This is a genomic window from Gallibacterium genomosp. 3 (assembly GCF_001678475.1).
In the GTDB taxonomy this organism is placed as follows: Bacteria; Pseudomonadota; Gammaproteobacteria; order Enterobacterales; family Pasteurellaceae; genus Gallibacterium; species Gallibacterium faecale.
This window is the reverse complement of sequence record NZ_JTJR01000036.1, coordinates 1-25,127: the sequence shown is the minus strand read 5'-3', so window position 1 is coordinate 25,127 and position 25,127 is coordinate 1. Positions and strand designations below refer to the sequence as shown.

Annotated in this window: 28 protein-coding genes and 1 tRNA gene; 17 read left to right on the top strand and 12 right to left on the bottom strand. The window is 36.8% G+C overall.

Annotated features, from left to right (window positions below):
• Window positions 1–79 precede the first annotated feature (79 nt).
• Both QV06_RS09325 and QV06_RS09320 read left to right on the top strand, forming a co-directional pair.
• The gene (locus QV06_RS09325) at window positions 80–661 is read left to right on the top strand and encodes an NAD(P)H-dependent oxidoreductase (RefSeq protein ID WP_065237901.1); all 582 of its coding nucleotides are present in this window, start codon (window positions 80–82) and stop codon (window positions 659–661) included.
• 169 nt (window positions 662–830) lie between these two features.
• On the top strand, window positions 831–1,763 hold the full coding sequence (locus QV06_RS09320) for an alpha/beta hydrolase (RefSeq protein ID WP_167348604.1): 933 nt from the start codon (window positions 831–833) through the stop codon (window positions 1,761–1,763).
• On the opposite strand, the gene QV06_RS09315 is transcribed toward QV06_RS09320, so the two are convergent.
• Window positions 1,760–2,080, bottom strand: a complete 321-nt coding sequence (locus QV06_RS09315; RefSeq protein WP_065237899.1) for a DUF5389 family protein — start codon at window positions 2,078–2,080, stop codon at window positions 1,760–1,762. The two genes, QV06_RS09320 and QV06_RS09315, sit on opposite strands and share 4 nt — an antisense overlap.
• Window positions 2,081–2,154: 74 nt before the next feature.
• Here QV06_RS09315 and QV06_RS09310 point away from each other — a divergent pair, with 74 nt between their 5' ends.
• The 3 genes from QV06_RS09310 to ubiA all read left to right on the top strand — a co-directional run bounded on the left by QV06_RS09310 (window position 2,155) and on the right by ubiA (window position 4,723).
• Entirely contained in the window at window positions 2,155–3,012 is an 858-nt protein-coding gene (locus tag QV06_RS09310) for a rhomboid family intramembrane serine protease (RefSeq protein ID WP_065237898.1), read from the top strand.
• An 80-nt stretch (window positions 3,013–3,092) separates the two neighbouring features.
• The gene (locus QV06_RS09305; RefSeq protein ID WP_065237897.1) at window positions 3,093–3,860 is read left to right on the top strand and encodes a DeoR/GlpR family transcriptional regulator; all 768 of its coding nucleotides are present in this window, start codon (window positions 3,093–3,095) and stop codon (window positions 3,858–3,860) included.
• On the top strand, window positions 3,857–4,723 hold the full coding sequence (gene ubiA / locus QV06_RS09300; RefSeq protein WP_065237896.1) for a 4-hydroxybenzoate octaprenyltransferase: 867 nt from the start codon (window positions 3,857–3,859) through the stop codon (window positions 4,721–4,723). Before QV06_RS09305 ends, ubiA begins: the two co-directional genes overlap by 4 nt.
• A gap of 67 nt (window positions 4,724–4,790) precedes the next feature.
• Here the strand turns inward: ubiA and QV06_RS09295 are convergent, their stop codons facing one another.
• Window positions 4,791–5,867, bottom strand: a complete 1,077-nt coding sequence (locus tag QV06_RS09295; RefSeq protein ID WP_065237895.1) for a Gfo/Idh/MocA family protein — start codon at window positions 5,865–5,867, stop codon at window positions 4,791–4,793.
• A gap of 8 nt (window positions 5,868–5,875) precedes the next feature.
• On the bottom strand, window positions 5,876–6,568 hold the full coding sequence (locus QV06_RS09290) for a FadR/GntR family transcriptional regulator (RefSeq protein ID WP_065234688.1): 693 nt from the start codon (window positions 6,566–6,568) through the stop codon (window positions 5,876–5,878).
• 156 nt (window positions 6,569–6,724) lie between these two features.
• On the opposite strand from QV06_RS09290, the gene QV06_RS09285 reads away from it, so the two are divergent.
• The 5 genes from QV06_RS09285 to QV06_RS09265 all read left to right on the top strand — a co-directional run bounded on the left by QV06_RS09285 (window position 6,725) and on the right by QV06_RS09265 (window position 12,116).
• Entirely contained in the window at window positions 6,725–7,825 is a 1,101-nt protein-coding gene (locus QV06_RS09285) for an ABC transporter ATP-binding protein (RefSeq protein WP_065237894.1), read from the top strand.
• 25 nt (window positions 7,826–7,850) lie between these two features.
• Window positions 7,851–9,161, top strand: a complete 1,311-nt coding sequence (locus tag QV06_RS09280) for an ABC transporter substrate-binding protein (RefSeq protein WP_065237893.1) — start codon at window positions 7,851–7,853, stop codon at window positions 9,159–9,161.
• Window positions 9,162–9,251: 90 nt separating this feature from the next.
• A complete protein-coding gene (locus QV06_RS09275) occupies window positions 9,252–10,136 on the top strand; it encodes a carbohydrate ABC transporter permease (protein ID WP_245174275.1) in 885 nt (294 codons plus the stop codon).
• Complete coding sequence (locus QV06_RS09270) at window positions 10,133–10,966, top strand: carbohydrate ABC transporter permease (RefSeq protein WP_065237891.1); 834 nt, start codon at window positions 10,133–10,135, stop codon at window positions 10,964–10,966. Before QV06_RS09275 ends, QV06_RS09270 begins: the two co-directional genes overlap by 4 nt.
• 40 nt (window positions 10,967–11,006) lie before the next feature.
• A complete protein-coding gene (locus QV06_RS09265; RefSeq protein WP_065237890.1) occupies window positions 11,007–12,116 on the top strand; it encodes a Gfo/Idh/MocA family protein in 1,110 nt (369 codons plus the stop codon).
• A 136-nt stretch (window positions 12,117–12,252) separates the two neighbouring features.
• On the opposite strand, the gene QV06_RS09260 is transcribed toward QV06_RS09265, so the two are convergent.
• The 9 genes from QV06_RS09260 to lptC all read right to left on the bottom strand — a co-directional run bounded on the left by QV06_RS09260 (window position 12,253) and on the right by lptC (window position 17,925).
• Window positions 12,253–12,987: a copper homeostasis protein CutC gene (locus tag QV06_RS09260; RefSeq protein WP_065237889.1), complete on the bottom strand. Its 735-nt coding sequence runs from the start codon at window positions 12,985–12,987 to the stop codon at window positions 12,253–12,255.
• A gap of 145 nt (window positions 12,988–13,132) precedes the next feature.
• Window positions 13,133–13,960, bottom strand: coding sequence for a class II glutamine amidotransferase (locus QV06_RS09255; RefSeq protein WP_065237888.1), 828 nt, complete (start codon window positions 13,958–13,960; stop codon window positions 13,133–13,135).
• Window positions 13,961–14,090: 130 nt separating this feature from the next.
• Entirely contained in the window at window positions 14,091–14,600 is a 510-nt protein-coding gene (gene tadA, locus QV06_RS09250; protein ID WP_065237887.1) for a tRNA adenosine(34) deaminase TadA, read from the bottom strand.
• A gap of 22 nt (window positions 14,601–14,622) precedes the next feature.
• Window positions 14,623–14,699: transfer RNA gene (locus QV06_RS09245), tRNA-Arg, on the bottom strand.
• Between the two features lie 12 nt (window positions 14,700–14,711).
• Window positions 14,712–15,587, bottom strand: a complete 876-nt coding sequence (gene rapZ, locus QV06_RS09240; RefSeq protein ID WP_065235217.1) for an RNase adapter RapZ — start codon at window positions 15,585–15,587, stop codon at window positions 14,712–14,714.
• 27 nt (window positions 15,588–15,614) lie between these two features.
• A complete protein-coding gene (gene ptsN / locus QV06_RS09235) occupies window positions 15,615–16,115 on the bottom strand; it encodes a PTS IIA-like nitrogen regulatory protein PtsN (RefSeq protein WP_065237902.1) in 501 nt (166 codons plus the stop codon).
• A gap of 22 nt (window positions 16,116–16,137) precedes the next feature.
• Window positions 16,138–16,863, bottom strand: a complete 726-nt coding sequence (lptB, locus tag QV06_RS09230) for an LPS export ABC transporter ATP-binding protein (RefSeq protein ID WP_065235219.1) — start codon at window positions 16,861–16,863, stop codon at window positions 16,138–16,140.
• 8 nt (window positions 16,864–16,871) lie between these two features.
• Window positions 16,872–17,390, bottom strand: a complete 519-nt coding sequence (lptA, locus tag QV06_RS09225) for a lipopolysaccharide transport periplasmic protein LptA (protein WP_065237886.1) — start codon at window positions 17,388–17,390, stop codon at window positions 16,872–16,874.
• Complete coding sequence (gene lptC / locus QV06_RS09220; RefSeq protein WP_065237885.1) at window positions 17,374–17,925, bottom strand: LPS export ABC transporter periplasmic protein LptC; 552 nt, start codon at window positions 17,923–17,925, stop codon at window positions 17,374–17,376. The genes lptA and lptC overlap by 17 nt, the downstream gene beginning before the upstream one ends.
• A gap of 138 nt (window positions 17,926–18,063) precedes the next feature.
• On the opposite strand from lptC, the gene QV06_RS09215 reads away from it, so the two are divergent.
• The 7 genes from QV06_RS09215 to dnaE all read left to right on the top strand — a co-directional run bounded on the left by QV06_RS09215 (window position 18,064) and on the right by dnaE (window position 25,014).
• Window positions 18,064–18,858, top strand: a complete 795-nt coding sequence (locus QV06_RS09215; protein ID WP_065235222.1) for an ATP-binding cassette domain-containing protein — start codon at window positions 18,064–18,066, stop codon at window positions 18,856–18,858.
• Entirely contained in the window at window positions 18,855–19,640 is a 786-nt protein-coding gene (mlaE, locus tag QV06_RS09210) for a lipid asymmetry maintenance ABC transporter permease subunit MlaE (protein WP_065235223.1), read from the top strand. Before QV06_RS09215 ends, mlaE begins: the two co-directional genes overlap by 4 nt.
• Window positions 19,641–19,672: 32 nt before the next feature.
• The gene (gene mlaD, locus QV06_RS09205) at window positions 19,673–20,167 is read left to right on the top strand and encodes an outer membrane lipid asymmetry maintenance protein MlaD (RefSeq protein ID WP_065235224.1); all 495 of its coding nucleotides are present in this window, start codon (window positions 19,673–19,675) and stop codon (window positions 20,165–20,167) included.
• A 28-nt stretch (window positions 20,168–20,195) separates the two neighbouring features.
• Entirely contained in the window at window positions 20,196–20,840 is a 645-nt protein-coding gene (gene mlaC / locus QV06_RS09200; RefSeq protein WP_065237884.1) for a phospholipid-binding protein MlaC, read from the top strand.
• Window position 20,841: 1 nt separating this feature from the next.
• A complete protein-coding gene (locus QV06_RS09195; protein WP_065237883.1) occupies window positions 20,842–21,180 on the top strand; it encodes an STAS domain-containing protein in 339 nt (112 codons plus the stop codon).
• A gap of 12 nt (window positions 21,181–21,192) precedes the next feature.
• Entirely contained in the window at window positions 21,193–21,447 is a 255-nt protein-coding gene (locus QV06_RS09190; RefSeq protein WP_065237882.1) for a BolA family protein, read from the top strand.
• 93 nt (window positions 21,448–21,540) lie between these two features.
• Complete coding sequence (dnaE, locus tag QV06_RS09185) at window positions 21,541–25,014, top strand: DNA polymerase III subunit alpha (protein WP_065237881.1); 3,474 nt, start codon at window positions 21,541–21,543, stop codon at window positions 25,012–25,014.
• Window positions 25,015–25,127 lie beyond the last annotated feature (113 nt).

The window sequence follows — 25,127 nt, the reverse complement described above, 5'->3', positions numbered from 1 at the left end:
CCCGTCTTTTTAGGCGGGTCTTGTTTTTGGGAAAAAGAAAAGATTTCTTTGTAAAATATTAAAATAAGGATAGGGTTAAATGAAAATTTTATTACTCAATGGTGGCAAGGCATTTGGCCATTCTCAAGGACAATTAAATACAACTTTGCATAATACAGCAAAAGAGACTTTAGTCGCATTAGGGCATGACGTAAAAGAAACCGTAATTGATGCTGGTTATGATATTGAACAAGAGGTTGAAAAATTTGTTTGGATGGATGTTGTTATCTGGCAAATGCCTGGTTGGTGGATGGGGGAACCATGGATTGTGAAAAAATATATTGATGAAGTTTTCACATTTGGTCATGGTAAACTTTATCAAAGCGATGGTCGTCACCGTGTTAATCCAACTGAGGGGTATGGTACAGGTGGGTTATTGCAAGGTCGCCAACATATGTTGTCTTTAACTTGGAATGCGCCAATTGAGGCTTTTGAGCGTGAAGGTGATTTTTTTGAAGGCAAGGGCGTCGATGGGGTATATCTCCATTTCAGAAAAGCGAATGAATTTTTAGGTATTAGCGCATTACCAACATTTATTTGTAATGATGTAATCAAAAATCCAAATGTGGATCAGCATATCGCTGAATATAAAGCACATTTAATAAAATTATTTGCGAAATAAAATACATTTAGATGATATAAAAAGTAATTCAGGTGAATTACAGTAATAATCTTGGCTCAGCTAGTCATATTTTTTATACTATGACGCTGGGCTTTATTTGTATCTATGTTTTTAGCCAAGATACAATAAATTATATCGTTGTTAAGTCATATTTGAGATTATCATGCTGTTGCCAAGAGAAGACCAATTTGATCAATTTGTAGAACAAGAGTTATTACCTTTTGTAGAACAATTTCCTATTAATTACTTAGCTGCAAATGCCAAACAACAATTAGCTTATCGTTATTTAGTGAATCCAACGCATACAAAATTGATCATTTTGGTAAATGGTCGTGGGGAGAATATTGCTAAATGGAGTGAAATTGGTTACGACTTTTATCAGCAAGGCTATGATGTTTTATTATTTGATCATCGGGGACAAGGGTTTTCATCTCGTTTATTAGCGGATAAGCATAAAGGCTATATTGATGAATTCCGTTATTATATTGATGATATGGATTTGGTGATTCAACATATTCTGCAACAAAAGTCTTACCAGCAACAGGTATTATTTGCCCACTCAATGGGGGGATTATTAGCAACATACTATTTAGCGACTTATCCACATAATATTGATAAAGTGATTTTATCCTCCCCTTTTCTTGGATTGCGTGAAGAAACCGCATTAAGAGATGAAATTGTTGTTATGTTAATGGTATTGTTTGGATTCTCTGGACGCTATATTTTTACTAAAGGGCCATATAAACCAGCGGATATTGCCACGACAGATTTAACGCATAGTGCAGCAAGATTAAATTTTATGAATAAAATGGCGGCACGCTATCCAGAAATTCGATTAGGTGGGCCTACTTTTGGTTGGGTTCATCGGATTATTATGGCATTTAAGAGATTGCCTAAATTAGTGACTAAAATTCAGATTCCAGTATTAATTTTGCAATCAGGGGAAGAATCTATTGTTTCTACTAAGAAGGTGAATAAACTCTTTGCTTGTTCACCTTCTGCGCAGATTATTGAAATTGCGGGTGCTAAACACGAAATTATGTTTGAAACAGATGCTGTGAGAATAGCTGCTTTTAAACAGATGATTGAGTTCCTTAATTAAGCCTGAAAAACATAGACTGCAATAAGTAACACAGCAAGATAAAATAAGATAAAACAGATAGCCAATACATAGGCAGCAAATTTAGGTTTACGCTGATGTAATTTATAAATGATGCGAGCTAAGATGAATAAGAGTAATGGATAGCTCCACATAAAAATCGACATATTAGTGAACGCCATTTCACTTAAATTTGGATTCTGTTTTAAACTAGGAGAAAGTAATAAAGATAAAGGCCATAATAAAGCTGGAATACAAAAAATAGCGATTGCCCAAGAAAATTTAGAAAAGCCTTCGGGAAAATTATTTTTTTTGCGCATACATCATCATAAATTAGTAAAAATGGTGAACAACAGTATAACGGATTTTATAGTTCACCTCTAGGATTAGCCAAATGCATTATCTTTTTAGTAGTACGCAAATCGCACTAGCGAAACGCTTTCAACAAATCATTCAGCAGCAATATCAGTATCAAATTGAAATCCAACAAGAAAACGAATATTTTCATCTATTTCTCGTCGAAGATTCACCGCAAGTCATTGAACAAATACAGCCTATTGCAGAACGATTTATACAAAATCCTAATGATGCGGAATTTAATCAAGTAGAATGGCAAAATGGTTCTACACTTTCTTTTAAACAAATTATTACCCCCTTTTCTCAGGTATTTGCTCAATTTCATTGGCAACAAATATTGTCTGCAAAATTCACTTTTTTGATTACATTATTATGTGTTGGAATTTATGGCGGGACATTGATTAATAGTGAAGAAATCTTCGTTTATTTCCATTTTCCAGAGTTGCCATTTCAGGTTACAGAAATTTGGCGTTATTTGTCGCATACCTTAGTACACCTTTCCTTTGCTCATCTATTATTTAATCTATTATGGTGGTGGATTTTTGCGGGATTGATTGAGCGTTATCAAGGGATTCAAACCATTTTATTTATCTATCTCTTTTCTGGGATAGTGAGCGGATTTGCACAATATTTTGCATCTGGTCCTGCATTCTTTGGCTTGTCTGGTGTGGTTTATGCTGTACTCGGATATGTCTGGGTTGAGAGTCAATTTGATCGATCAAAGCATTTTGTTGTACCAGCAGGGTTTAGTTGGTTTCTGATTATTGGGATTGTAAGTGGATTCTTTTCTTCTTTAATTGGATTATCTATGGGAAATAGTGCACATATTGCAGGATTATTAAGTGGATGCTTTTTAGCCGGGGTAAATCTTTTCTATCATAAACATAAATCATGATGATTTTTCACAAAAATTTAATGAAAAGATAGTGATTTTTAGTAGAATGACAGCGAATAGCCACTTAACGTGAGGTAGTTATGAAACAAGCAATACGCCATAACCGTATTATCGAATTAGTCAAATTGCACGGTTATATCAGTACTGAAGAGTTGGTTGCAGAATTAGATGTCAGTCCTCAAACAATTCGACGAGATTTAAATGAATTAGCGGCAAAAAATGAAATTCGCCGTCATCATGGGGGAGCAGCCTCACCATCCACTTCAGAAAATAGTGATTATGCCTCACGTAAGACATTGTTATGCCAAGAAAAAGATTGGGTAGCAAAATGTGTCGCTGAACAAATTCCTAATGGTTCTTCTCTTTTTATTGATATTGGTACAACAGCGGAAGCTGTCGCACGTGCTTTATTGAATCATGAAAATTTACGCATTGTGACCAATAACCTAAATGCAGCTCATATTCTAATGGAGAAAGAGAGTTTCCAAATTATTATTGCTGGTGGTGGTCTACGTCCTGATGGTGGAATTATTGGTGAAGCGACCATGGAATTTATTTCCCAATTCCGTTTAGACTTTGGTATTTTGGGAATTAGTGCGATTGATCATGATGGCTCTTTATTAGACTATGACTATCATGAAGTCCAAGTAAAACGCACAATTATTGAAAGTTCTCGTACCAGTATTTTAGTGACTGACCATTCTAAATTCTCGCGTCGAGCAATGGTGCGTTTAGGGCCTATTACAATGTTTGATTACCTCTTTACAGATCGCCCATTACCAGGTGAAGTCGCCTCATTAGTAGAAAATAGTAATTTAGTAGTAAAAGTCTGTCCTTATCAATCATGATTGGAGCTATACATTCTGCAAAATTGGTAAGTTATGCGCAGTTAATGCGTTTAGATAAACCAATTGGTTCTTTATTGTTATTATGGCCAACTTTGTGGGCTTTATGGCTAGCAAAAGGTGGTTTTCCTGATCTTAAAATTTTATTAATCTTCGTATTAGGCGTTGTCTTTATGCGTTCAGCAGGATGTGTCATTAATGATTATGCGGATCGTCATATTGATGGACAAGTTAAACGTACTAAACAACGCCCTCTGGCAACAGGTGCTGTAACCGAATTAGAAGCAAAAATTCTATTTTTTGTCTTAGTTTTTTGCTCCTTTTTATTAGTATTACAGTTAAATTTCTATGCCATTGGGTTATCGGTTATTGCGGTTTTATTAGCGTTTATCTACCCATTTATGAAACGCTATACTCATTTACCACAACTCTTTTTAGGTGCAGCGTTTGGTTGGTCAATTCCGATGGCGTATGGCGCAACTTTGTCAGGCTTACCATTAGATTGTTGGATTCTCTTTCTGGCTAATTTAGCGTGGACGATTGCATACGATACACAATATGCGATGGTGGATCGTGATGATGATTTGCGTATTGGCGTAAAATCGACTGCAATTTTATTTGCAGAATATGACAATAAAATCATTGCGTTACTTCAATTTATCGCTTTGTTGCTACTAATTTATCTGGGGCAAGAGAAAGAGTTAAATACAGGGTATTTTATTGTGCTAGCCATTGCTGCTGCACATTTCATTTATCAATGTAAAATGACTAAATTACGTGCGCGTGAAGCTTGCTTTAAAGCTTTTTTAAATAATAATTATTTTGGGATGTGGGTATTTATTGCGATTGTGGTAGGAATGCTCTGATACCAATTTTACATATAAAAAGCTGTCAGTGGCTGATACTCTGACAGCTTTTTGTATTTTTAGATTGTTATTCGTTACAGTATTTTACCGCAGTAAGTGTTTTATTTTTGATTGATTGCGTTGCTGCACTGGCGATACAAATTGCTCTAGCAGGTAATTCACAAAGTACACTCGGCTGTTGTTGCTGTAAATGGGTTAGAACGCTATCAGCTTCTAATTCAATCGCACGAGTGAGCCAATAAGGACAACGCTCATTTGGCTGGCCATATTTCTGAATGCCTTTGCTGCTTTCACGTAAAGAAAGATCCGCTTCAAATTCATCATACATATTAAATTGTTGGCGATGACCATTAGCAAATGAAATGGTAACACTGGAAGTAAAAAAATTAATCAACATAGAACCGAGTTCACCATGGATAGTAATATCCCACTTAGAGAGATGATAAGCAGACCCCATTTCTAAGGAACCATATACCCCATTTTTAAATTGTAATAAGAGTTGAATGATATCGTGGTGATCGGGTGTTTCTAAATGGGCTCGATTAGTCGATTGTGCGAAAACATACTCTACTTCACCGACAAGCCATCCTAATAAATCAAGCTCATGGATTTCGTGAAATAATTTACCACCAGTGAGTTGAATATCATTTTTCCACCAATTTGGCTGAAAAATAGGATCAAGCCAACGCTGACGATTCGCACGTACAACAGTAATTTTTCCTAATTTTTGTTGTTGTATTATCTGTTTTGCTTGCTGTAATCCAGGTAACACTCGCAAACAGTGACCAACAAAAATAGTCGTTTGTTGTTGTTTTGCAAGTTGTAATAAGGCATCCGCATCATTCAGAGTAATAGTAAATGGAGATTCAACAAAAACAGCACAGCCATGTTGAAGTGCAATTTCAGCAATTTGACGATGACTGTGGTTATAAGTGGCGATTAATACCAAATCAACAGATTGTTGAGCTAATAAGCTAGGGAGATCGGCATAAGCAGTAGAATCATATTTACTGGCGAGATCTTGTGCTAACCCAATTTGTAAATCGGTAACACCAACCAGCTTAGTTGATGCTTGAGAGAATACAGCAGCAAGTTGTTGTCCAAAAAATCCACAGCCGACTAAAGCAATCTTGAGATCTTTCATAAACACTCCTATGGATTAATTCGTTGACGTAAATGACGAAAATAGAGCAAAACACTATGCTGAAAGCGATTTATATCTCGCGCTTCTACAGCATCAACCCACTCTTGATAACTTAACGCAATTTGTTCTGGCGTAAGTGATGAAGCGGGCAAATTATCCTCTTGTAATTGGAATATTTGCCAAAAAGCATCTAGATATTGTGATAATAAAGGGTTTTTAATCGCTTGATAGGTTTGTAAGTGAATTTGGTATTCTATCTCGGTGGAATATTCGCCATCTCTTGCTCGTTGCTTCATTTGTAGGCTTAATTCTTGTAAAGCATCAACCTCTTGATCACTAATTTTCGCAATAGCAAGCGGTGCAAAACCATATTGTAAAATTTCACGTACGTCTAAAATATCCAATAAATATTTCATATTGTCTTGCAAATGTAGCTGGGTATGAAAAGCAAGACTTTGGATCATAGGGGTCAAAGAGGACTCACTAATAAAAGTGCCAACGCCATGATGAATATCTAAAATATGTAATGCTTCTAATGATTTAACGGCTTCTCGCAAGCTAGAACGGCTAACATTAAGATGAGTCATTAGCTCATTTTCCGTAGGCATAAGGTCGCCAGCTTTTAATCCTCTAGACAGAATTAACTGCTTAATTTCTTCTTGCAGTGCTAAATTTGATGCTTTTTTTGCCAATTTTTTCATTTTTGTGATCTTAATCGCAGAAATTTTATTCAAAACAAGACATCATATCTCTAAATTTAAGACATCTGATGTCTTATCTCTTGGTTGTGTAAATAGTAGCTCATTTTTTATAACTTGTCAGTTAAATATTGAGCGATATAGATAAAAGGAAGGCTTATGGCAACACTATCGTTAAGTCACATTTACAAACGTTATAGCAATGGCTTTGAAGCAGTAAAAGATTTCAACTTAGAAGTTGCAGATAAAGAGTTTATTGCATTAGTTGGTCCTTCTGGTTGTGGGAAATCAACAACATTACGAATGATTGCTGGATTAGAAGATATTTCAGAAGGGGAATTTTATATTGATGATCGTTTGGTGAATGATGTCGAACCAAAAGATCGTGATATTGCGATGGTGTTCCAATCTTACGCTCTTTATCCACATATGACAGTTTATGAAAATATGGCGTTTGCTTTAAAGCTACGCAAAGTTGATAAAACAGAAATTGATCGAAAAGTAAAAGAGGCTGCAAGAATCTTAGGATTAGAAGCCTTATTGGATCGTAAGCCAAAAGCCTTATCGGGCGGGCAAAGACAACGTGTGGCGTTAGGTCGCACAATTGTTCGTTCGCCGAAAGTATTCTTGATGGATGAACCACTTTCTAATTTAGATGCAAAATTACGCAGTAATATGCGTGCTGAAATTATCAGAATTCATAATAAATTGAATGCAACTACCGTTTATGTAACCCATGATCAAACAGAAGCAATGACGATGGCAGATAGGATTGTGGTAATGAGTGCTGGGGTTGTACAACAAATCGGTTCACCAAAAGAAATTTATGATCATCCGAATAATCTGTTTGTTGCTGGTTTTATTGGTGCACCAACGATGAATTTTTTACGTGGACGTGTTCAGCAAGGCAATTTTATTACGGAAGATGGTTATAGCTTGAGTATTCCTGAAGAATATTATACTGAGTTAGAACAGCGTGGCTGGGAGGGTAAACACGTTATTTTAGGAATTAGACCAGAAAATATTTCTAACGAACCATTGCTATTAGGGAGTTACCAAAAGGCAATGATTACAGCACCTGTCAATGTGGCTGAATTATTAGGTGCTGAATATATTGTGCATCTTGATGTGGGGCAGCAAAGCATTAAAGCTATCGTACATTCTCGGCAGCAAATCAAAATGGGACAAAGTATTAGTTTAGCGTTTGATATGAAACGTGCACATTTCTTTGATCCTGAAACTGAGCAATCACTTCTCTAAATTTTCTCTTATTAAGGAGCATTTTATGAAATTAAAAACTCTTTTAACGGTTGGTGCATCAGTAGTTTTAAGTACTAGTGTCTTTAGTAGTAATGCTTTAGCTGCAGAACTTGCAGGAAATATCACTGTTTGGCATTCATTTACCCAAGGTCCTCGTTTAGAAGTGATTCAAGAGGCTGCGAATGAATTTATGAAAGAGCATCCAAAAGTAAAAATTAAGATAGAAACGTTCTCCTGGAATGACTTCTACACTAAATGGACAACGGGTTTTGCTTCAGGCAATGTACCAGATATGAGTACAGCATTACCAAACCAAGTGGTTGAAATGATTAATGTTGGTGCGTTATTACCGATCAATGATTTAGTTGATAAAATTGGTCGTGACAAATTCTCTGAAGCTGCCATTAATGAAGGTACAGTCAAAGGTAAAAATTATTCTTTACCACTTTATTCCCATGCTCAAGTTATGTGGATTCGTAAGGATTTATTGAAAAAACATAATCTTGAAGTGCCAAAGACATGGGATGAACTTTATCATGCTGCAAAAGTATTAACAAAAGATGGTGTTTATGGGTTATCAGTTCCAATGGGAACAAATGATTTTATGGCAACACGTTTCTTAAATTTTTATGTAAGAAGTGGTGGCGGTAGTTTATTAACAAAAGACTTAAAAGCTGATTTAACTAGTCCATTAGCTCAAGAAGGCATCAAATATTGGGTGAAAATGTACAAAGAAACTTCACCAAAAGATGCAATCAATTATGATGTATTAAAACAAGCTACCCTCTATTATCAAGGTAAAACCGCATTTGATTTTAACTCTGGATTCCAAATCGGTGGGGTAAAAGCGAATTCACCACAATTATTAGGCGAGATTGATGCTTATCCAATGCCAAAAATTAATGCCAATGATCCAGAACGTGGTATTGAAACCTCGAATGTCCCTCTCGTTGTATGGAAAACCTCAAAACATCCTGAAATTAGTAAAGCCTTTATTGAAACACTATATCAAAAAGATCGTTATATTAAATTCTTACAATCTGTACCAGTAGGAATGTTGCCAGCGATTAAGGGAATTTCGGATGATCCTGCCTATGCAAATAACCCAATGGTGAAACAATTTAGCCATGCAGAAGAGGTTATTTCTGCTGCGGTAGAAAAAGGAACTGCGATTGGATATGAACACGGACCAACAGTACAAGGAGGTCTATTAACCAATCAACACATTATTGAAGCAATGTTCCAAGACATTGTGGCGAATGGTACAGATCCAAAAGTTGCTGCGGAAAGAGCCGAAAAACAACTAAATGAGTTGTTTGAAATGGTTGCACCATAGTCGATAAAGTGGGGTGAATAACACCCCACCTTCTAACTAATAATGATTTGATGATTTTTCATTCCCATTAAAATGGGAAGGGGAGGGTTCGTGATTGCAAAAAACTATACCCGATGGATTTTTGTACTACCTGCATTAATTGTGGTTTCTACACTTTTTGTGTACCCATTTTTATCAAGCATTTTTTATAGCTTTACCAATAAAAACTTGATTATGCCGTACTACAAATTTGTAGGATTCGATAATTATCGGGCGGTATTAGGAGATCCAACATTTTGGTGGGCATTTTTAAATTCTATTAAATGGACTGTCTTTTCTTTAATAGGGCAAATTCTTGTCGGCTTTTCACTAGCTATGGCGTTGAATCGAATCCGTCATTTGCAGTGGTTATATAAAATTCTACTTATTATTCCATGGGCATTTCCAACGATTGTTATCGCCTTTTCATGGCAATGGATTTTAAATGGTGTCTATGGTTATTTACCTAATATCATTGTCAAACTTGGCCTAATGGATGTTGCGCCACATTTCTTATCAGATAGCACTTGGGCTTTTGTGAGTTTAGTGTTTGTTAATATCTGGTTTGGTGCACCATTAATTATGGTGAATGTGCTTTCTGCCTTACAAACCGTACCACAAGAACAATATGAAGCAGCTCGGATTGATGGCGCAAATGCATGGCAAGTATTCCGCCATATCACATTGCCTCATATTAAAGTCGTTGTTGGGTTATTAGTCGTATTAAGAACGGTTTGGGTGTTTAACAACTTTGACATTATCTATTTAATGACTGGTGGTGGTCCAGCAAACTCAACAATGACGATTCCGATCTTAGCGTACAACATGGGATGGGGTACAAAAATGTTAGGACGTTCTTCAGCGGTTACTGTGTTGTTATTCATTTTCTTGTTACTAGTCTGTTTCATCTATTTCAAAGTCATTAGCCGTTGGGAAAAAGAAGGAGCACATTCATGAAAAAGCAAAAATCGATCCTCGGTGATGTCATTTCGCACGCCTATTTGATGATAGTAACAGTAATTGCGGTATTCCCTCTTGTCTGGATCATTATTTCATCAATTAAAGGGAAAGGTGAATTAACTGGTGATCCAACGAGTTTCTGGCCAAAAGTATTTACGTTGGATTATTACCGCCATGTGATTTATGACTTAAATTTTATTATCAACATCAAAAATAGCTTGGTGATTGCTCTTAGTACAACATTAATTGCGACTGTGATTTCAGCAATGGCAGCCTATGGGATTGTACGTTTCTTCCCCAAATTAGGGAGAGTTATGTCTAAGGTATTGATTACTACCTATATTTTTCCACCAATTTTACTGGCAATTCCTTATTCAATTGTAATGGCAAAAGTTGGATTAACAAATACTACATTGGGCTTAGTTATTGTTTACCTTTCATTCAGTGTGCCATATGCGGTGTGGTTATTAGTGGGCTTCTTTCAAACAGTACCAATTGAAATAGAAGAGGCTGCAAAAATAGATGGGGCAAATAAATTTACAGTGTTTTTCAAGATTGTCTTGCCACTTGTTGCACCCGGTATTGTAGCAACTGCAATTTACACTTTTATCAATGCGTGGAATGAATTCCTTTATGCGCTGATATTAGTCAATGATACCAGCAAAATGACGGTAGCCGTGGCATTACGTTCATTAAATGGCGCAGAGATTTTAGATTGGGGCGATATGATGGCAGCTTCAGTCTTAGTGGTTCTTCCTTCAGTATTATTCTTCTGTTTTATCCAAAATAAGATAGCTGGTGGATTATCAGAAGGATCCGTGAAATAAGCAAATGAATTTAGATTGAATATCCTCAAGGAGTATAAAAATGGTGAAATATGGCGTTGTTGGTGTAGGTTATTTTGGTGCGGATTTAGCTCGTTTTATGAATGAGAATGAAGATGCAAAAGTTACGGTGGTTTATGACCCAGAAAATGGTAAGACGATTGCAGCAGAATTGAATTGTGATGCTGCTGATAGCTTAGAAGCGTTAGTGTGTCGTGAAGACGTAGATTGTGTGATTGTCGCTACACCAAATTATTTGCATAAAGAGCCTGTCTTGTTAGCAGCAAAACATAAAAAACACGTATTTTGCGAAAAACCAATTGCATTAAGTTATGCTGATTGTGATGAGATGGTGCGTGCTTGTGAAGAGAATGGTGTAATCTTTATGGCTGGGCACATTATGAACTTCTTTAATGGGGTACATCACGCAAAAGAACTGATTAATCAAGGGGTTATTGGTAAAGTTTTATATTGCCATACGGCACGTAATGGTTGGGAAGATGTACAGCCAAGCATTTCTTGGAAAAAAATTAGAGCAAAATCAGGTGGCCACCTGTATCACCATATCCATGAATTAGACTGTGTACAGTTTTTAATGGGAGGAATGCCAAAAACAGTGACGATGACAGCCGGCAATGTTGCACATCAAGGCGAACAATTTGGTGATGAAGATGATATGTTATTCCTAAATATGGAATTTGAAGATGGACGATTTGCTGTATTAGAGTGGGGGTCTGCTTTCCGTTGGGGAGAACATTATGTGTTAATTCAAGGCGAAAAAGGTGCTATTAAACTCGATATGTATCATTGTGGTGGTACATTGCGTGTAGATGGGCAAGAAACTCATTTCTTAATCCATGAAACACAAGAAGAGGATGATGACCGTACTCGTATTTATACAGGTACAGAAATGGATGGCGCAATCCAATATGGTCACCCAGGTAAACGCACACCATTATGGTTAAGTTCTGTGATGAAAAAAGAGATGAAATACCTTAATGATATTATGCATGGTATGAAACCATCAGCAGAGTTTGAAAAATTGCTTACCGGTGAAGCTGCTCGTGCAGCGATTGCTACAGCGGATGCTTGTACCCGTTCTCGTTATGAAAATCGTAAAGTAGAAGTTGCTGAAATTATCCATGGTAAGTAACGAGAACAATCAATTTCATTGCGTTAATCAAGATAGCTGTGCTGTTTAGCCAGCTATTTTTTATTGAGGTTAATCAATGTATTAGTAGGAAACTTATTAATTCTTAACTTAAAGATTATAACTATATAGCATAAAATCAAATAGGAAATAACCTTCTTACTGTAGCGATTTTATTAAAATCTGTTACTAATAATTGCGTATCAGTGTTGGCGTCTTGTCCCATAATTGCTTGGATATGTTCAGATTGCATTTTGCTTGGGTGATAACTTTTACCAGATAAATGTAATTCAGTTATTCCTGTTTGTTGGGCGATTTTATCGGCATTATTAGCAGTGATACCTGCGCCTGCCATAATTGTAATTTGATGATTTGCTTGATGAACTAAGTTAGCTAAACAGTGTATTCCTTGTTCTGCGGTTGTAGCTAAACCTGAGGTAAGTACTCGTTGGCAACCTAAATCAATGAGTTGTTGCAGTGCAAGGTAAGGATCACTGCATAAATCAAACGCGCGGTGGAAAGTAATTCCCATACCTTTCGCGGACTGAATTAAGCGTTTAACTAGTATTAAATCGATTTGAGCTTGCTCAGTTAACGCGCCAATAACTACGCTTGGTGCACCGAGTTGTTTGGCGATTTCAATATCAGTTAGCATTATTTGTTGTTCTTGTGGTGTAAACAAAAAATCACCAGCGCGAGGGCGGATCATAACGTGTACGGGAATGGTGAGTTGTTCAATCACAGTTTTGATTAATGCATAAGATGGCGTAATACCGCCTAGTGGCAAGGCAGCACACAGTTCAATCCGATCCGCACCAGCGCTTTCTGCAATCAAAGCGGATTCTAAATTATCAACACAAACTTCAATTTTCATATCAACAAACGTTAAAAAAGGAATGGATTGAAAGCAGTATAAAAAGAATTTGTGCAGAGGATAAGAGGAATTTTTAAATAAACAGGTATCTTGAGAAATTTAGATACCTGTTAATTAGGTTAATTATGTGGGTAGAGTAATAATATTAAGCAATTTTCATATTGCCTAATGTACCATCATCTTCGATCTGTTTTGCTTCACCTAAGATTTCTTTAACTTTTTCACCATCTTTGAACATCACAAAACCACCATGTTCCATTTTTGTCCAAAGTTCATTTTTGGTTAAAGGTTGGGTAGAAATAATGGTGACTTTATCGCCTGGTTTAGCGTAATCATTAAAATCAATAAAACTATCATCATCAACACGGAAAGCCTTACCAAAAGGTGCTTTACGAGTGAGGTAATGTAAAAAAGTAGAGCAATGTGCCATCATAAATTGCCCATTAGACAAGATAAAATTAAATGTGCCTAATTGTGATAATTCTTTTGTGACTTCATAGACCGCATTAAAAATTTCATCTTCGCTTGGTTTACGATGGTAACGACGTTTTAGATATTCTGCCATATAACAGAAAGCGGCTTCTGAATCGGTTGAACCAATAGGTTGAGCCCGGCAATCTGATAAATCAGGTAAAGTTTTTAAATTACCATTATGAGCAAATACCCAATTTTCACCCCAGATTTCACGCATGAATGGGTGGGTATTTTCAAGGTTAACATCACCTTGTGTCGCTTTTCGAATGTGTGCAATCACGTTAAGTGATTTAATGTGATATTGTTTCACACAATCTGCGATTGGTGATGAGCTACAAGGCTTATCATCACGGAATACACGTACACCTTTGCCTTCAAAAAAAGCAATACCAAAGCCATCCGAATGGCAATCTGTAATCCCTGCACGACGACGGAACCCTTCAAAGGAAAACACGATGTCGGTCGGGGTATTACAATTCATTCCCAATAATTGACACATAATTTAACCTATGAAACCTAATTTAGTGAAACATTCAGGCCGCATATTATAAACGATAATTCACATATGAGTAGTAAGGTTATTAATAATAATTTGTTATATGAAAGTCAATTTGGTTGGGTAATGGTTATTAATTATTATTTTGAGTAACTATTGATGCAGTTGCTTTAGCAAGTTTTTGTTGCTCTCGGCGTTGCTGAAAAAATTGGCTAATTTTATTACTACACTGTTCAGCTAAAACACCTGCTGTAATTTCTACTACGTGATTCATTCGGTAATCTTCAAAGAGATGAAATCGAGAACCGATAGCACCGGTTTTATAATCCATTGCACCAAATACTAAACGTTTTATGCGGCTATGCAAAATAGCGCCAGCGCACATCGGGCAAGGCTCTAATGTTACGTAGAGAGTGGTGTTTAATAACCGATAGTTTTGTATTTTCTGTCCTGCTTGGCGTAAAGCGATAATTTCGGCGTGTGCTGTGGGATCAGAAAGTGTAATTGATTGATTCCAACCTTCAGCAAGAATATTACCTTGTTCATCCACTAACACCGCCCCAACAGGAACCTCCCCCATTGCAGCAGCTTTATCTGCTAAAGTGAGGGCATATTGCATAAATTTCTGGTCTTGTTCAGTCATAGGATTAGTGAGAATAGATTAATGGCGAACGTGGGCGGATTTGAACCGCCGACCTACCCCTTAGGAGGGGGTTGCTCTATCCAACTGAGCTACACATTCGCTGAATTATAGTTAATCAGTCGTTGTTGAATGTTTGTGTTCTTGCCTAATTAAGGAATTGTGTTGAATTTTAATATTTTTTCCTTTTGCTTGAAAGTAGTCAGCAAGCTGTTGTGCAATATAAACGGAACGATGTTTACCACCGGTACAACCGATACAAATCGTAAGGTAACTACGATTATTTTGTTCTAATAAAGGTAACCAAGTTTCAATATAACTACGAGTAGAGTAGAGAAATTCGCGTACTACATCAAATTGGCGTAAGAAATCGATAATCGGTTGATCTAAACCGGTTAAAGGGCGTAATTTTGCTTCCCAGTGAGGATTCGGTAAAAAACGCACATCGAAAATATAATCAGCATCCTGAGGAATACCGTATTTAAAGCCAAAAGATTTAATAATAATTTGTAAATCTTTATTCGCTGTACCACGAACGAATTCACGTAATTTTTCCGCAAGCTGATGGGTTGAAAGATTTGTAGTATCAATCACAAAATTTGCGTGCTGAAATAGTGGTTCTAAGCGTTCTTTTTCTAAGTCAATAGAGCCTTCAAGAGAAAGGTTATCTTTAGAAAGCGGGTGAACGCGGCGAGTATCACTATAACGGCGAATTAAGGTATTACGATCAGCATCTAAATAGATAATCTTGGTATTGCAAGATTGTGGTAGTTGATCAAGCGTTGTTTCTAATTCTTGCGGTTGTAGCGGAATATTACGAATATCAACGCTGATCGCAATAGTTTGTTGGCTCGTAGCTAGTTTTTCGATTAATTGTGGAATCAAAAAAAGAGGGAGATTATCAATGCAGTAATAACCAATATCTTCCAAAGCACGTAATGCAATAGATTTTCCTGCACCAGAACGACCACTAATAATGACAAGATCCATGATACCCTCCACTGTTTGATAACACTGCTAATAATCTGTAGTTTGCTCGCTTTCTTTTGCTTCTTCAACTACTTCAATGTGATCATGTGCAAGAAATATAGACCAGACTTCATCAGGACTTTTTGCTAAACGTAACTGTTTACATAAATTCTTATCTGAGAAACATTCAGCAAGATAAGGTAATAATGGTGAACAGCTTGGACAACAATCTTCAGGGATTAAAATCGCGAAAATTAAATCAACATCTCGATGATCTGCAGAATCATATTTAATCGGGGTATCTAATTGCAAAAATACAGCAATCGGCTTATCACCAACGGCTAATTTAGCATGGGGAATCGCAATACCATTATTTAATCCGGTATTTCCCATTTTTTCTCGATGACAAATTGCTTCAAAACAGCTAGTTTCTTGCTCTTCTGTTTGTGATGAAACAATATTACAGATTAATTCAAAAACACGTTTTTTACTGGAACAAAGTAAACCGGTACGAATATTTTCTTTTTTAAGAAATTCAGTGATTTTCATACGATCAATAACGAGTGAAAAATTAAAGTTTAAAATGTTCACCGAGATAAACGCGTTTAACGTGTTCATCGGCTAAAACCTGTTGTGGCGATCCGCTAGCAATCATTTTACCCTCGCTAACGATATAAGCACGCTCACAAACGTCTAAGGTTTCACGAACATTGTGGTCAGTAATTAATACGCCTAAACCACGGTCACGTAATGCTTGGATAATATTTTTAATATCCAATACGGAAATTGGGTCAACGCCGGCGAAAGGCTCATCTAATAAAATAAATTTTGGATTAGCGGCTAATGCACGAGCAATTTCGACACGACGGCGTTCACCACCAGAGAGTGATTGCCCTAAATTATCTTTGATATGGCTAATATGAAATTCATCGAGTAACCGTTCAAGTTCATCAATACGCTGATCTTTGGTTAAGTCTTTGCGGATTTCCAATACAGCCATTAAATTATCATAGACTGACAGACGACGAAAAATAGAAGCCTCTTGTGGTAGATAACCAATACCTTGTTTTGCACGTTGATGCATTGGTAAACGACTGATATCTTGATTATCAATCGTAATTTTACCTTCATCATGGCTAATTAAACCAACCACCATATAGAAAGTAGTTGTTTTTCCTGCACCATTTGGTCCTAATAGACCGACAATCTCACCAGAGTTAATTGTTAAACTAACTCCATTGACCACAGAACGGCCTTTATAACTTTTGCTTAGATGTTCAGCGGATAAAACAGACATAATATGCTCTAATTTGTTTTAAGTTGGTTCGGAATTAAAATTGTTTTGACACGAGAAGTACCATTACCATTTGCTTTTAATTGTTGTTTTTTTACATCATAGGTAATGAGATCACCATTAATCCGGCTATCCTCTTGTTTAAGTTGGGCATTACCAATTAAAGTTAAAAACTCTTTTCCTAAATCATAATGAACTTTATTGGCATTGCCATAAACCATCTTGCCATTATCTAATTTTTGTTGAAATTTTACTGGTGCGCCAAACGCATCAACGGTTTCTTTTTTATTCTCAGATTTTTCTTTTTCACTTGGGCGAGTAATGACAACTTTATCTGCATTAATTTTCACACTACCTTGTGTAATCACAACATTGTCAGTAAAAGTCACAACATTACTGGTTAAATCAAGCGATTGGTTATTAGATTCAATATTAATTGGTTGTTCAGAATCACCGGTTAAGGCGATAGCAGAATAACTTACAAATAAAGTGAGTAAACCAAGTACAGTTAAATTAGTTTTTGATTTCATAGTACGTTTTAACCTGTTCTTTTAGGGTCGCAGTTTGTTTTTGCAGATTACCGTCTAATACCTTGCCATTACTGGTAAAATTTAGACCAGTGAGGGTCACCATTGTATCAGATGTTATATCTTGTGTCGTTAAATTGACAAAAGCCTGCTCCGTATCGATTGTTTGTAATTTAGATTCTTTTTGTAGGCTTTGTAATTTCACATTGCCTTGTAGCGTTAATTGATCTTTATCTTGCAAAATGGCTTTATCCGCCTGTAATCGCCATGTTTTTACTTCATTTTCGTCATAAACATAGAGAATAGGCTGGGTAAAAATCGCTTTATCATCATTAAAATAATCTACATTATCAGATGCAGCTTGATACTGAATTGTGCCAGTTGGACCATAAACAATAGTGGTCATTTGTTTAGCAATATATTCAGGATCGGAGGCTTTTTTGGTTAATACTGGCACAGTAGTTTGTTGTAAAGAATAGAGCCATGCCAATAATGCCAGTGCGATAATTGAGAGTACTATATTCCAACGAATGGACATAAATCATTTACCTTTTTTTGGAAACATTTAGCTGGCGGATCATATCATAAAATCGCTATAAATGAGGTATTTTTCAACAAGTCACGATATTCTGTTAGAATAACGCATTTACGATGGATAGGAGAAGGCAACAAAACGATGCAGGATATTCTTATCGAAGTTAAAAATTTAACCTTTAAACGTGGTGAAAGAACCATCTATAACAACCTGAATTTAAAAATTGAAAAAGGAAAAATTACCGCAATTATGGGGCCTTCAGGAATTGGTAAAACCACGTTGTTAAAATTGATTGGTGGCCAATTAATTCCCGAACAAGGACAAATTTTATTAGATGGACAAGATATTTGCAGTCTATCAATGAAAGAATTGTATGAAGTTAGAGAAAGAATGGGGATGCTATTTCAATCAGGTGCCTTATTTACGGATATGACGACATTTGAAAATGTGGCCTTCCCAATTCGTGAACATACGAAATTGCCGGAATCAATTATTCGTAAAATGGTACTAATGAAATTAGAAACTGTGGGATTGCGAGGTGCAGCAGAGTTAATGCCAAATGAATTATCAGGCGGTATGGCACGCCGTGCAGCACTCGCTCGGGCGATAGCGTTAGATCCAGATTTAATTATGTATGATGAGCCATTTACAGGGCAAGATCCGATCAGTATGGGCGTGATTGTTGATTTAATAAAAAAATTGAATGAAACGCTGGATCTGACCTCAATCGTAATTTCACATGATGTGACAGAAGTATTAAGTATTGCGGATTATGGCTATATCGTGGCGGAACAAAAAATCATTGCAGAAGGTACGCCAGAGCAATTAAAAGCGAGCCAAGATCCTAGAGTGATTCAATTCTTATCTGGGCAAGCGGATGGACCGGTAAAATTCCATTATCCAGCACAAGATTATGAAGAGGAGTTATTTCAGTGAAAATAACGATAATTGAACGACTTGGACAATATGGTGTACGTTGGATACGTACTCTGGGTAAGTCGGGATTAATGTTATATGGTGCACTAGTTGGAAAACCACAATTTAGAAAAAACTTTCCTTTAGTCGTTAAACAATTATATGTGTTAGGTGTTCAATCACTATTAATTATTGTTTTATCAGGCCTATTTATTGGTATGGTATTAGGCTTGCAAGGCTATGTAATTTTAGTGGATTTCTCGGCTGAAACCAGTTTGGGACAATTAGTTGCATTATCCCTGTTACGTGAGTTAGGTCCTGTGGTGACAGCACTATTATTTGCAGGACGAGCTGGTTCGGCATTAACTGCTGAGATTGGCTTAATGAAAGCAACAGAACAGTTATCCGGGCTTGAAATGATGGCAGTAAATCCATTACGGCGAGTTATTGCGCCTCGATTTTGGGCGGGAATGATTGCAATGCCTTTATTAGCATTGATTTTTACGGCAGTTGGTATCTGGGGCGGCTCACTGGTAGGTGTGGATTGGAAAGGCGTAGATAGTGGTAGCTTTTGGTCAGTTATGCAAAATGCTGTTGTTTGGGGAAAAGATATTGGCAATGGCATCATTAAGAGCCTATTTTTTGCGGTAAGTGTGGTGTGGATAGCTTTATTTAATGGTTATAACGCAATGCCAACATCAGAAGGCATTAGCCAAGCAACCACAAAAACAGTGGTACAAGCATCTTTAGTCGTATTAGGTTTAGATTTTATTTTGACCGCATTAATGTTTGGTGGAAATTAATTGCGAGATCAGCAAAGAGATAAGGATAGTATATGAAAAATAGTGTGAAGTACGAATTTTGGGTTGGATTGTTTCTATTATTAGGAATTGGTGCTTTAGTTTTTCTTGGCTTACGGGTAGCAAATGTACATAGCTTTGGTGAGTCACAAACATATCGTGTTACCGCAACTTTTGATAATATAGGCGGGCTAAAAGTCAGGGCACCAGTGAAAATTGGTGGGGTAGTTGTAGGGCGAGTCAGTGATATTGAATTGGACGCACAAACTTATTTGCCACAAGTCACATTAGCGATTGATGAAAAATATAATCAAATTCCAGATAACAGTTCACTTTCGATTAAAACCGCAGGGTTGTTAGGTGAACAATACATTGCGTTGAATATTGGGTTTGATGATGGTGAAACACCAATGTTAAAAGATGGCAGTAAAATTACGGATACAAAATCTGCAATGGTGTTAGAAGATCTGATTGGACAATTCCTGTATGGGGATAAAAAATCAAGTGAAACACCAGAAGAAACTAAATAAGTGAAAATAGATAAGAGGAGAGCGAAAAATGTTAAAACGTTATATGCAAAAAATGGCAAAAATTGTATTAACGCTGGGTTTAATATTGACCAGTGTATTTGCAATGGCAGAGCAAAATCCTTATCAATTAATGCAACAAGCATCAGATAAGTTATTTGCAGATATTACAGCAAATCAAAGCCAAATTAAGAAAAATCCTAACTATTTACGTACTATCGTTAGACAAGATTTAATGCCGTATGTACACGTAAAATATGCAGGTTCATTAGTGTTAGGAAACTATTTTAAAACTGCAACAGCAGAACAAAGAAATGCATTTTTTACTGCGTTTGGTAATTTTATTGAACAATCTTATGCACAAGTTTTAACTTTCTATAATGGTCAAAAGGTGATTATTGAACCTGAAAAATCAGTAGAAGGAAAAAATATTGTGAATATCCGTGTAGTAGTGGAACAAAATAATGGTGCTGCACCGATAAAATTAGATTTTAAATGGCGTAAAAATACAAAAACAAATGAATGGCAAGCGTATGATATGGCTGCGGAAGGCGTCAGTATGGTAGAAACCAAGAAAAATGAATGGAGCGGTGTTTTACGCCAAAAAGGAATTGAAGCATTGACTGCACAAATTGAAAAATCAGCCAGTTTGCCTGTGACTTTAGATAAGAAATAAGATGAATACCATGCAACTGGATTGGCAATTAGATACAAAAGCGGAACAAGCAACAGTATCTTTAATTGGCGTGTTAAATCGACATACGTTGTTGCTGTTATGGCAGCAACGTCAACATTTTGTACTATCACAAAATGCACAATTATCATCTTGTCAAAAAATTATCTGGGATTTAAAGGCAATCAGTCATATTGATTCTGCTGGTTTTGCATTATTAACGGAGTTATTAATGCTCAATCCATTAGAACAAGTTTGCTTAGTTAATGTACCTGAACAGTGTTTAAATTTGGCAGCGTTATTTTCATTAAAAGAGTGGTTAGCAAAATATATAAAACAATAGGATAAATTGATTATGGAACCAAAAGAGATTGAACAATTATTAAAGCAAGAACTTGGCTTAGATGAGGTTTATGTACGTGGGGAAAATGCCCACTTTGATGTGATTGCAGTAAGTGATAAGTTTGCTGATCTCTCTCGTGTGAAACAACAACAATTAATTTATGCTCCATTAATGGAACATCTTGCTAGTAATGCAATTCATGCATTAACTATCAAGACATTTACCGTAGAAAAATGGAACAGAGAAAAACTCTTCTTTAATCTATAATTCATGATCTATCAGATGCGGTAAATACAGTAAATACAGATTGTATTGTCGCATTACTTTTCTCCATCAATGCATTAATTATTAGGAAAAATTATGTCATCGCCAAAATTTGTTCATCTACGTGTCCATAGTGATTTTTCTATGATCAATGGCTTACCTAAAGTAAAAGCGTTAGTAGATGAGTGTGCAAAGCAACAGATGGTAGCGATGGCATTGACCGATTTTACCAATTTTTGTGGTTTAGTCCGTTTTTATGGTGCAGCATTAGGTAAAGGCATTAAGCCGATTGTAGGGGCAGATGTATTAGTCAATACGCCCGAATTACCAGAAGAACCTTTTGAATTAACGTTATTGGCGAAAAATAACCAAGGCTATCAAAATATTACTTTACTGTTATCACGAGCTTACCAGCGTGGTTATAAAGATAATCCGACTATTGAACGTGAGTGGTTAATTGAACATGCTGAGGGCATCATTATTTTATCTGGTGGTAAGAATGGTGATGTGGGTAAGTTCTTATTACGTGATAATCAAATTGCTACCGAAGCTTGCTTAGATTTTTATCGGCAATATTTTCCAAATCACTATTATCTCGCTGTGAGTCGCACCGGTCGTAATGATGAAGCCCGTTATGTGCAATTAGCCGCTGCATTAGGGGAACAGTACCAAATTCCATTAGTGGCGACAAATGATGTAATGTTTCTCAGTGAGCAGGATTTTGAAGCACATGAAATTCGAGTAGCGATTCATGATATTGTAACTTTGGATGATCCGAACCGACCAAAAAATTATACGCCACAACAATATTTCCGTAGTGAGGCGGAAATGTGTGAGTTATTTGCGGATTTACCAGAAGCTCTTGAGAATACAGTGTATATTGCTCAGCGTTGTAATGTCACAATCCGCTTAGGTGAGTATTTCCTACCGCAATTCCCAACAGGTGAGTTAAGTACAGAGGAGTTTTTAATCCAAAAAGCCAAAACAGGATTAGAACAGCGTTTGGCAATTCTGTTCCCAGATGAAGAGATAAGAAAACAACGACGTGGGGAGTACGATCAACGTTTAGAAGTAGAATTAAACGTGATTAACCAGATGGGATTCCCAGGTTACTTCTTGATCGTGATGGAGTTCATACAATGGTCTAAAGACAATAATATTCCCGTAGGACCAGGGCGTGGATCTGGTGCGGGATCATTAGTTGCGTATGCGTTAAGAATTACCGATCTAGATCCTTTGGAATTTGACTTACTCTTCGAGCGTTTTTTAAATCCTGAACGTGTATCAATGCCCGATTTTGATGTCGATTTCTGTATGGATGGGCGAGATCGTGTTATTGAACACGTTGCAGAGATGTATGGACGTGATGCGGTATCGCAAATTATTACATTTGGTTCAATGGCAGCAAAAGCGGTGATTCGAGATGTAGGTCGTGTATTAGGTCACCCTTATGGCTTTGTGGATCGGATTGCAAAACTTATTCCAGGCGATCCGGGAATGACGTTACAAAAAGCCTTTGATGCCGAACCGAAACTTACCGAAGTTTATGAGTCAGATGAGGAAGTAAAAGAGCTGATTGATATGGCTCGTAAGTTGGAGGGGGTAACACGAAATGCCGGGAAGCACGCAGGAGGTGTAGTAATTGCACCAACTAAGATTACTGACTTTTCGCCGATTTATTGTGATGCCGAAGGGAAGCATCCAGTTACCCATTTTGATAAAAATGATGTGGAGTATGCGGGGTTAGTTAAATTTGACTTCTTAGGTTTGCGCACATTAACCATTATCCAATGGGCAGTGGATATGATTAATGAACGTATGCGTCGTGAAGGAAAACCAGAAATCGATATTCACTATATTCCACTTGATGATGAAAAAGCCTTTAAGTTATTGCTGGATGCACAAACAACGGCGGTGTTCCAGTTAGAATCTCGAGGTATGAAAGATCTGATTAGGCGCCTAAAACCAGACTGTTTTGAAGATATTATTGCGTTAGTGGCGTTATTCCGTCCGGGGCCATTACAGTCAGGGATGGTGGATAACTTTATTCGCCGTAAACATGGTGAGGAGCAAATTTCTTATCCTGATGCAGAATATCAACATGAATCATTAAAACCTATCTTGGATCCAACTTACGGAATTATTCTTTATCAAGAGCAAGTGATGCAGATTGCCCAAGTATTAGCGGGTTATACTCTGGGGGGTGCGGATTTATTACGTCGTGCGATGGGGAAAAAGAAACCAGAAGAAATGGCAAAACAACGCTCAGTATTTAAAGAAGGAGCAATTAAGAACGGCGTTGATGGCGAACTGGCGATGAAAATTTTCGATTTGGTAGAGAAGTTTGCTGGTTATGGTTTCAATAAATCACACTCTGCGGCTTATGCGTTAGTGTCTTACCAAACATTATGGTTGAAAGCACATTATCCTGCGGAATTTATGGCAGCGGTAATGACCTCTGAAATGGATAAAGTCGAGAAAGTCGTTAACTTTTATGATGAAAGTTTACGTATGGGGTTAAAAGTCGTACCGCCTGATATTAATACAGGAAAATACCATTTCAGCGTAAATGAACGAGGTGAAATCGTTTATGGAATTGGGGCAATCAAAAGTGTTGGTGAAGCAGCGATAGAAAATATTATTGAAGCTCGAGAAAATGGTGGGTTATTCCGTGATGTGTTTGATCTGTGTGCCAGAATAGATTTAAAGAAAATCAATCGCCGTGCGTTAGAGAATCTGATCAAATCTGGGGCATTAGATAAGTTAGGGCCGCATCGGGCAGCGATTGCCCTGAATTTAGAGGATGCTTTAAAAGCCTCAGACCAACACGCTAAAGATGAAGCACTTGGACAAGCGGATATGTTTGGTGTGTTAACGAGTTCACCTAAAGAAGTAGAACAAGCCTATGCCAATACACCAAAATGGACTCAAAAAATGGTGTTGGATGGCGAGCAAGAAACGCTAGGCTTATATTTAAGTAGCCACCCAATTAGCCGTTATCTGAAGGAGTTATCTCATTATAGTAATCGTATTTCTGAAGTATCTATTACTAGACGTAATGAAAGCACGACTGTCAGTGGTTTGGTGGTAAATTTCCGCACCGTATTAACTAAGCGAGGAACAAAATTAGGTATTTTAACCTTAGATGATCGTTCCGCCCGTTTAGATATTACGTTATTTAGTGAACCTTTAGAGCAATTTGAAAGCAAAATTCATAAAGATCAAATTTTGGTCGTCAGTGGTTCAGTGTTACCTGATGATTTTACAGGTGGTGTACGTATGATCGGTAGAGAAGTAAGTACACTAGAAGAGATGCGGCAGAAATTTGTAAAAAGCCTGGCGATTGCGATTAAGGAAACGCAATTAACATCAGACTTTATCGATCGTTTTAAACAAATTATTACCCCATATGCACAAGGCACAACACCAGTTCATATCTATTATGACAGCCAGAAAGGACGAGCAATGCTGACCTTAGGAGTAGAATGGCATATTACTCCTCACGATGATCTCATTGCTGAACTCACTGCCTTTATGGGTGAAGAGCAAGTTGAATTAGAGTTTGGTTAGATATTGGTATAGTAGAAAAATTGTTGCTAATGTTTATTTTTTAAACATTAGCAACTCTTTTTATTTAAAAAATCTTGTATAAACAATATCTTACGCCTTTTCGTTAAGCCATT

What these genes read in the sequence shown, in the direction of transcription:
- QV06_RS09325 (WP_065237901.1), top strand. Translation starts at nt 80, where the DNA reads ATGAAAATTTTATTACTCAATGGTGGCAAGGCATTTGGCCATTCTCAA.
- QV06_RS09315 (WP_065237899.1), bottom strand. Translation starts at nt 2,080, where the DNA reads ATGCGCAAAAAAAATAATTTTCCCGAAGGCTTTTCTAAATTTTCTTGG.
- QV06_RS09310 (WP_065237898.1), top strand. Translation starts at nt 2,155, where the DNA reads ATGCATTATCTTTTTAGTAGTACGCAAATCGCACTAGCGAAACGCTTT.
- QV06_RS09305 (WP_065237897.1), top strand. Translation starts at nt 3,093, where the DNA reads ATGAAACAAGCAATACGCCATAACCGTATTATCGAATTAGTCAAATTG.
- ubiA (WP_065237896.1), top strand. Translation starts at nt 3,857, where the DNA reads ATGATTGGAGCTATACATTCTGCAAAATTGGTAAGTTATGCGCAGTTA.
- QV06_RS09295 (WP_065237895.1), bottom strand. Translation starts at nt 5,867, where the DNA reads ATGAAAGATCTCAAGATTGCTTTAGTCGGCTGTGGATTTTTTGGACAA.
- QV06_RS09290 (WP_065234688.1), bottom strand. Translation starts at nt 6,568, where the DNA reads ATGAAAAAATTGGCAAAAAAAGCATCAAATTTAGCACTGCAAGAAGAA.
- QV06_RS09285 (WP_065237894.1), top strand. Translation starts at nt 6,725, where the DNA reads ATGGCAACACTATCGTTAAGTCACATTTACAAACGTTATAGCAATGGC.
- QV06_RS09280 (WP_065237893.1), top strand. Translation starts at nt 7,851, where the DNA reads ATGAAATTAAAAACTCTTTTAACGGTTGGTGCATCAGTAGTTTTAAGT.
- QV06_RS09270 (WP_065237891.1), top strand. Translation starts at nt 10,133, where the DNA reads ATGAAAAAGCAAAAATCGATCCTCGGTGATGTCATTTCGCACGCCTAT.
- QV06_RS09265 (WP_065237890.1), top strand. Translation starts at nt 11,007, where the DNA reads ATGGTGAAATATGGCGTTGTTGGTGTAGGTTATTTTGGTGCGGATTTA.
- QV06_RS09260 (WP_065237889.1), bottom strand. Translation starts at nt 12,987, where the DNA reads ATGAAAATTGAAGTTTGTGTTGATAATTTAGAATCCGCTTTGATTGCA.
- QV06_RS09255 (WP_065237888.1), bottom strand. Translation starts at nt 13,960, where the DNA reads ATGTGTCAATTATTGGGAATGAATTGTAATACCCCGACCGACATCGTG.
- tadA (WP_065237887.1), bottom strand. Translation starts at nt 14,600, where the DNA reads ATGACTGAACAAGACCAGAAATTTATGCAATATGCCCTCACTTTAGCA.
- rapZ (WP_065235217.1), bottom strand. Translation starts at nt 15,587, where the DNA reads ATGGATCTTGTCATTATTAGTGGTCGTTCTGGTGCAGGAAAATCTATT.
- ptsN (WP_065237902.1), bottom strand. Translation starts at nt 16,115, where the DNA reads ATGAAAATCACTGAATTTCTTAAAAAAGAAAATATTCGTACCGGTTTA.
- lptB (WP_065235219.1), bottom strand. Translation starts at nt 16,863, where the DNA reads ATGTCTGTTTTATCCGCTGAACATCTAAGCAAAAGTTATAAAGGCCGT.
- lptA (WP_065237886.1), bottom strand. Translation starts at nt 17,390, where the DNA reads ATGAAATCAAAAACTAATTTAACTGTACTTGGTTTACTCACTTTATTT.
- lptC (WP_065237885.1), bottom strand. Translation starts at nt 17,925, where the DNA reads ATGTCCATTCGTTGGAATATAGTACTCTCAATTATCGCACTGGCATTA.
- QV06_RS09215 (WP_065235222.1), top strand. Translation starts at nt 18,064, where the DNA reads ATGCAGGATATTCTTATCGAAGTTAAAAATTTAACCTTTAAACGTGGT.
- mlaD (WP_065235224.1), top strand. Translation starts at nt 19,673, where the DNA reads ATGAAAAATAGTGTGAAGTACGAATTTTGGGTTGGATTGTTTCTATTA.
- mlaC (WP_065237884.1), top strand. Translation starts at nt 20,196, where the DNA reads ATGTTAAAACGTTATATGCAAAAAATGGCAAAAATTGTATTAACGCTG.
- QV06_RS09195 (WP_065237883.1), top strand. Translation starts at nt 20,842, where the DNA reads ATGAATACCATGCAACTGGATTGGCAATTAGATACAAAAGCGGAACAA.
- QV06_RS09190 (WP_065237882.1), top strand. Translation starts at nt 21,193, where the DNA reads ATGGAACCAAAAGAGATTGAACAATTATTAAAGCAAGAACTTGGCTTA.
- dnaE (WP_065237881.1), top strand. Translation starts at nt 21,541, where the DNA reads ATGTCATCGCCAAAATTTGTTCATCTACGTGTCCATAGTGATTTTTCT.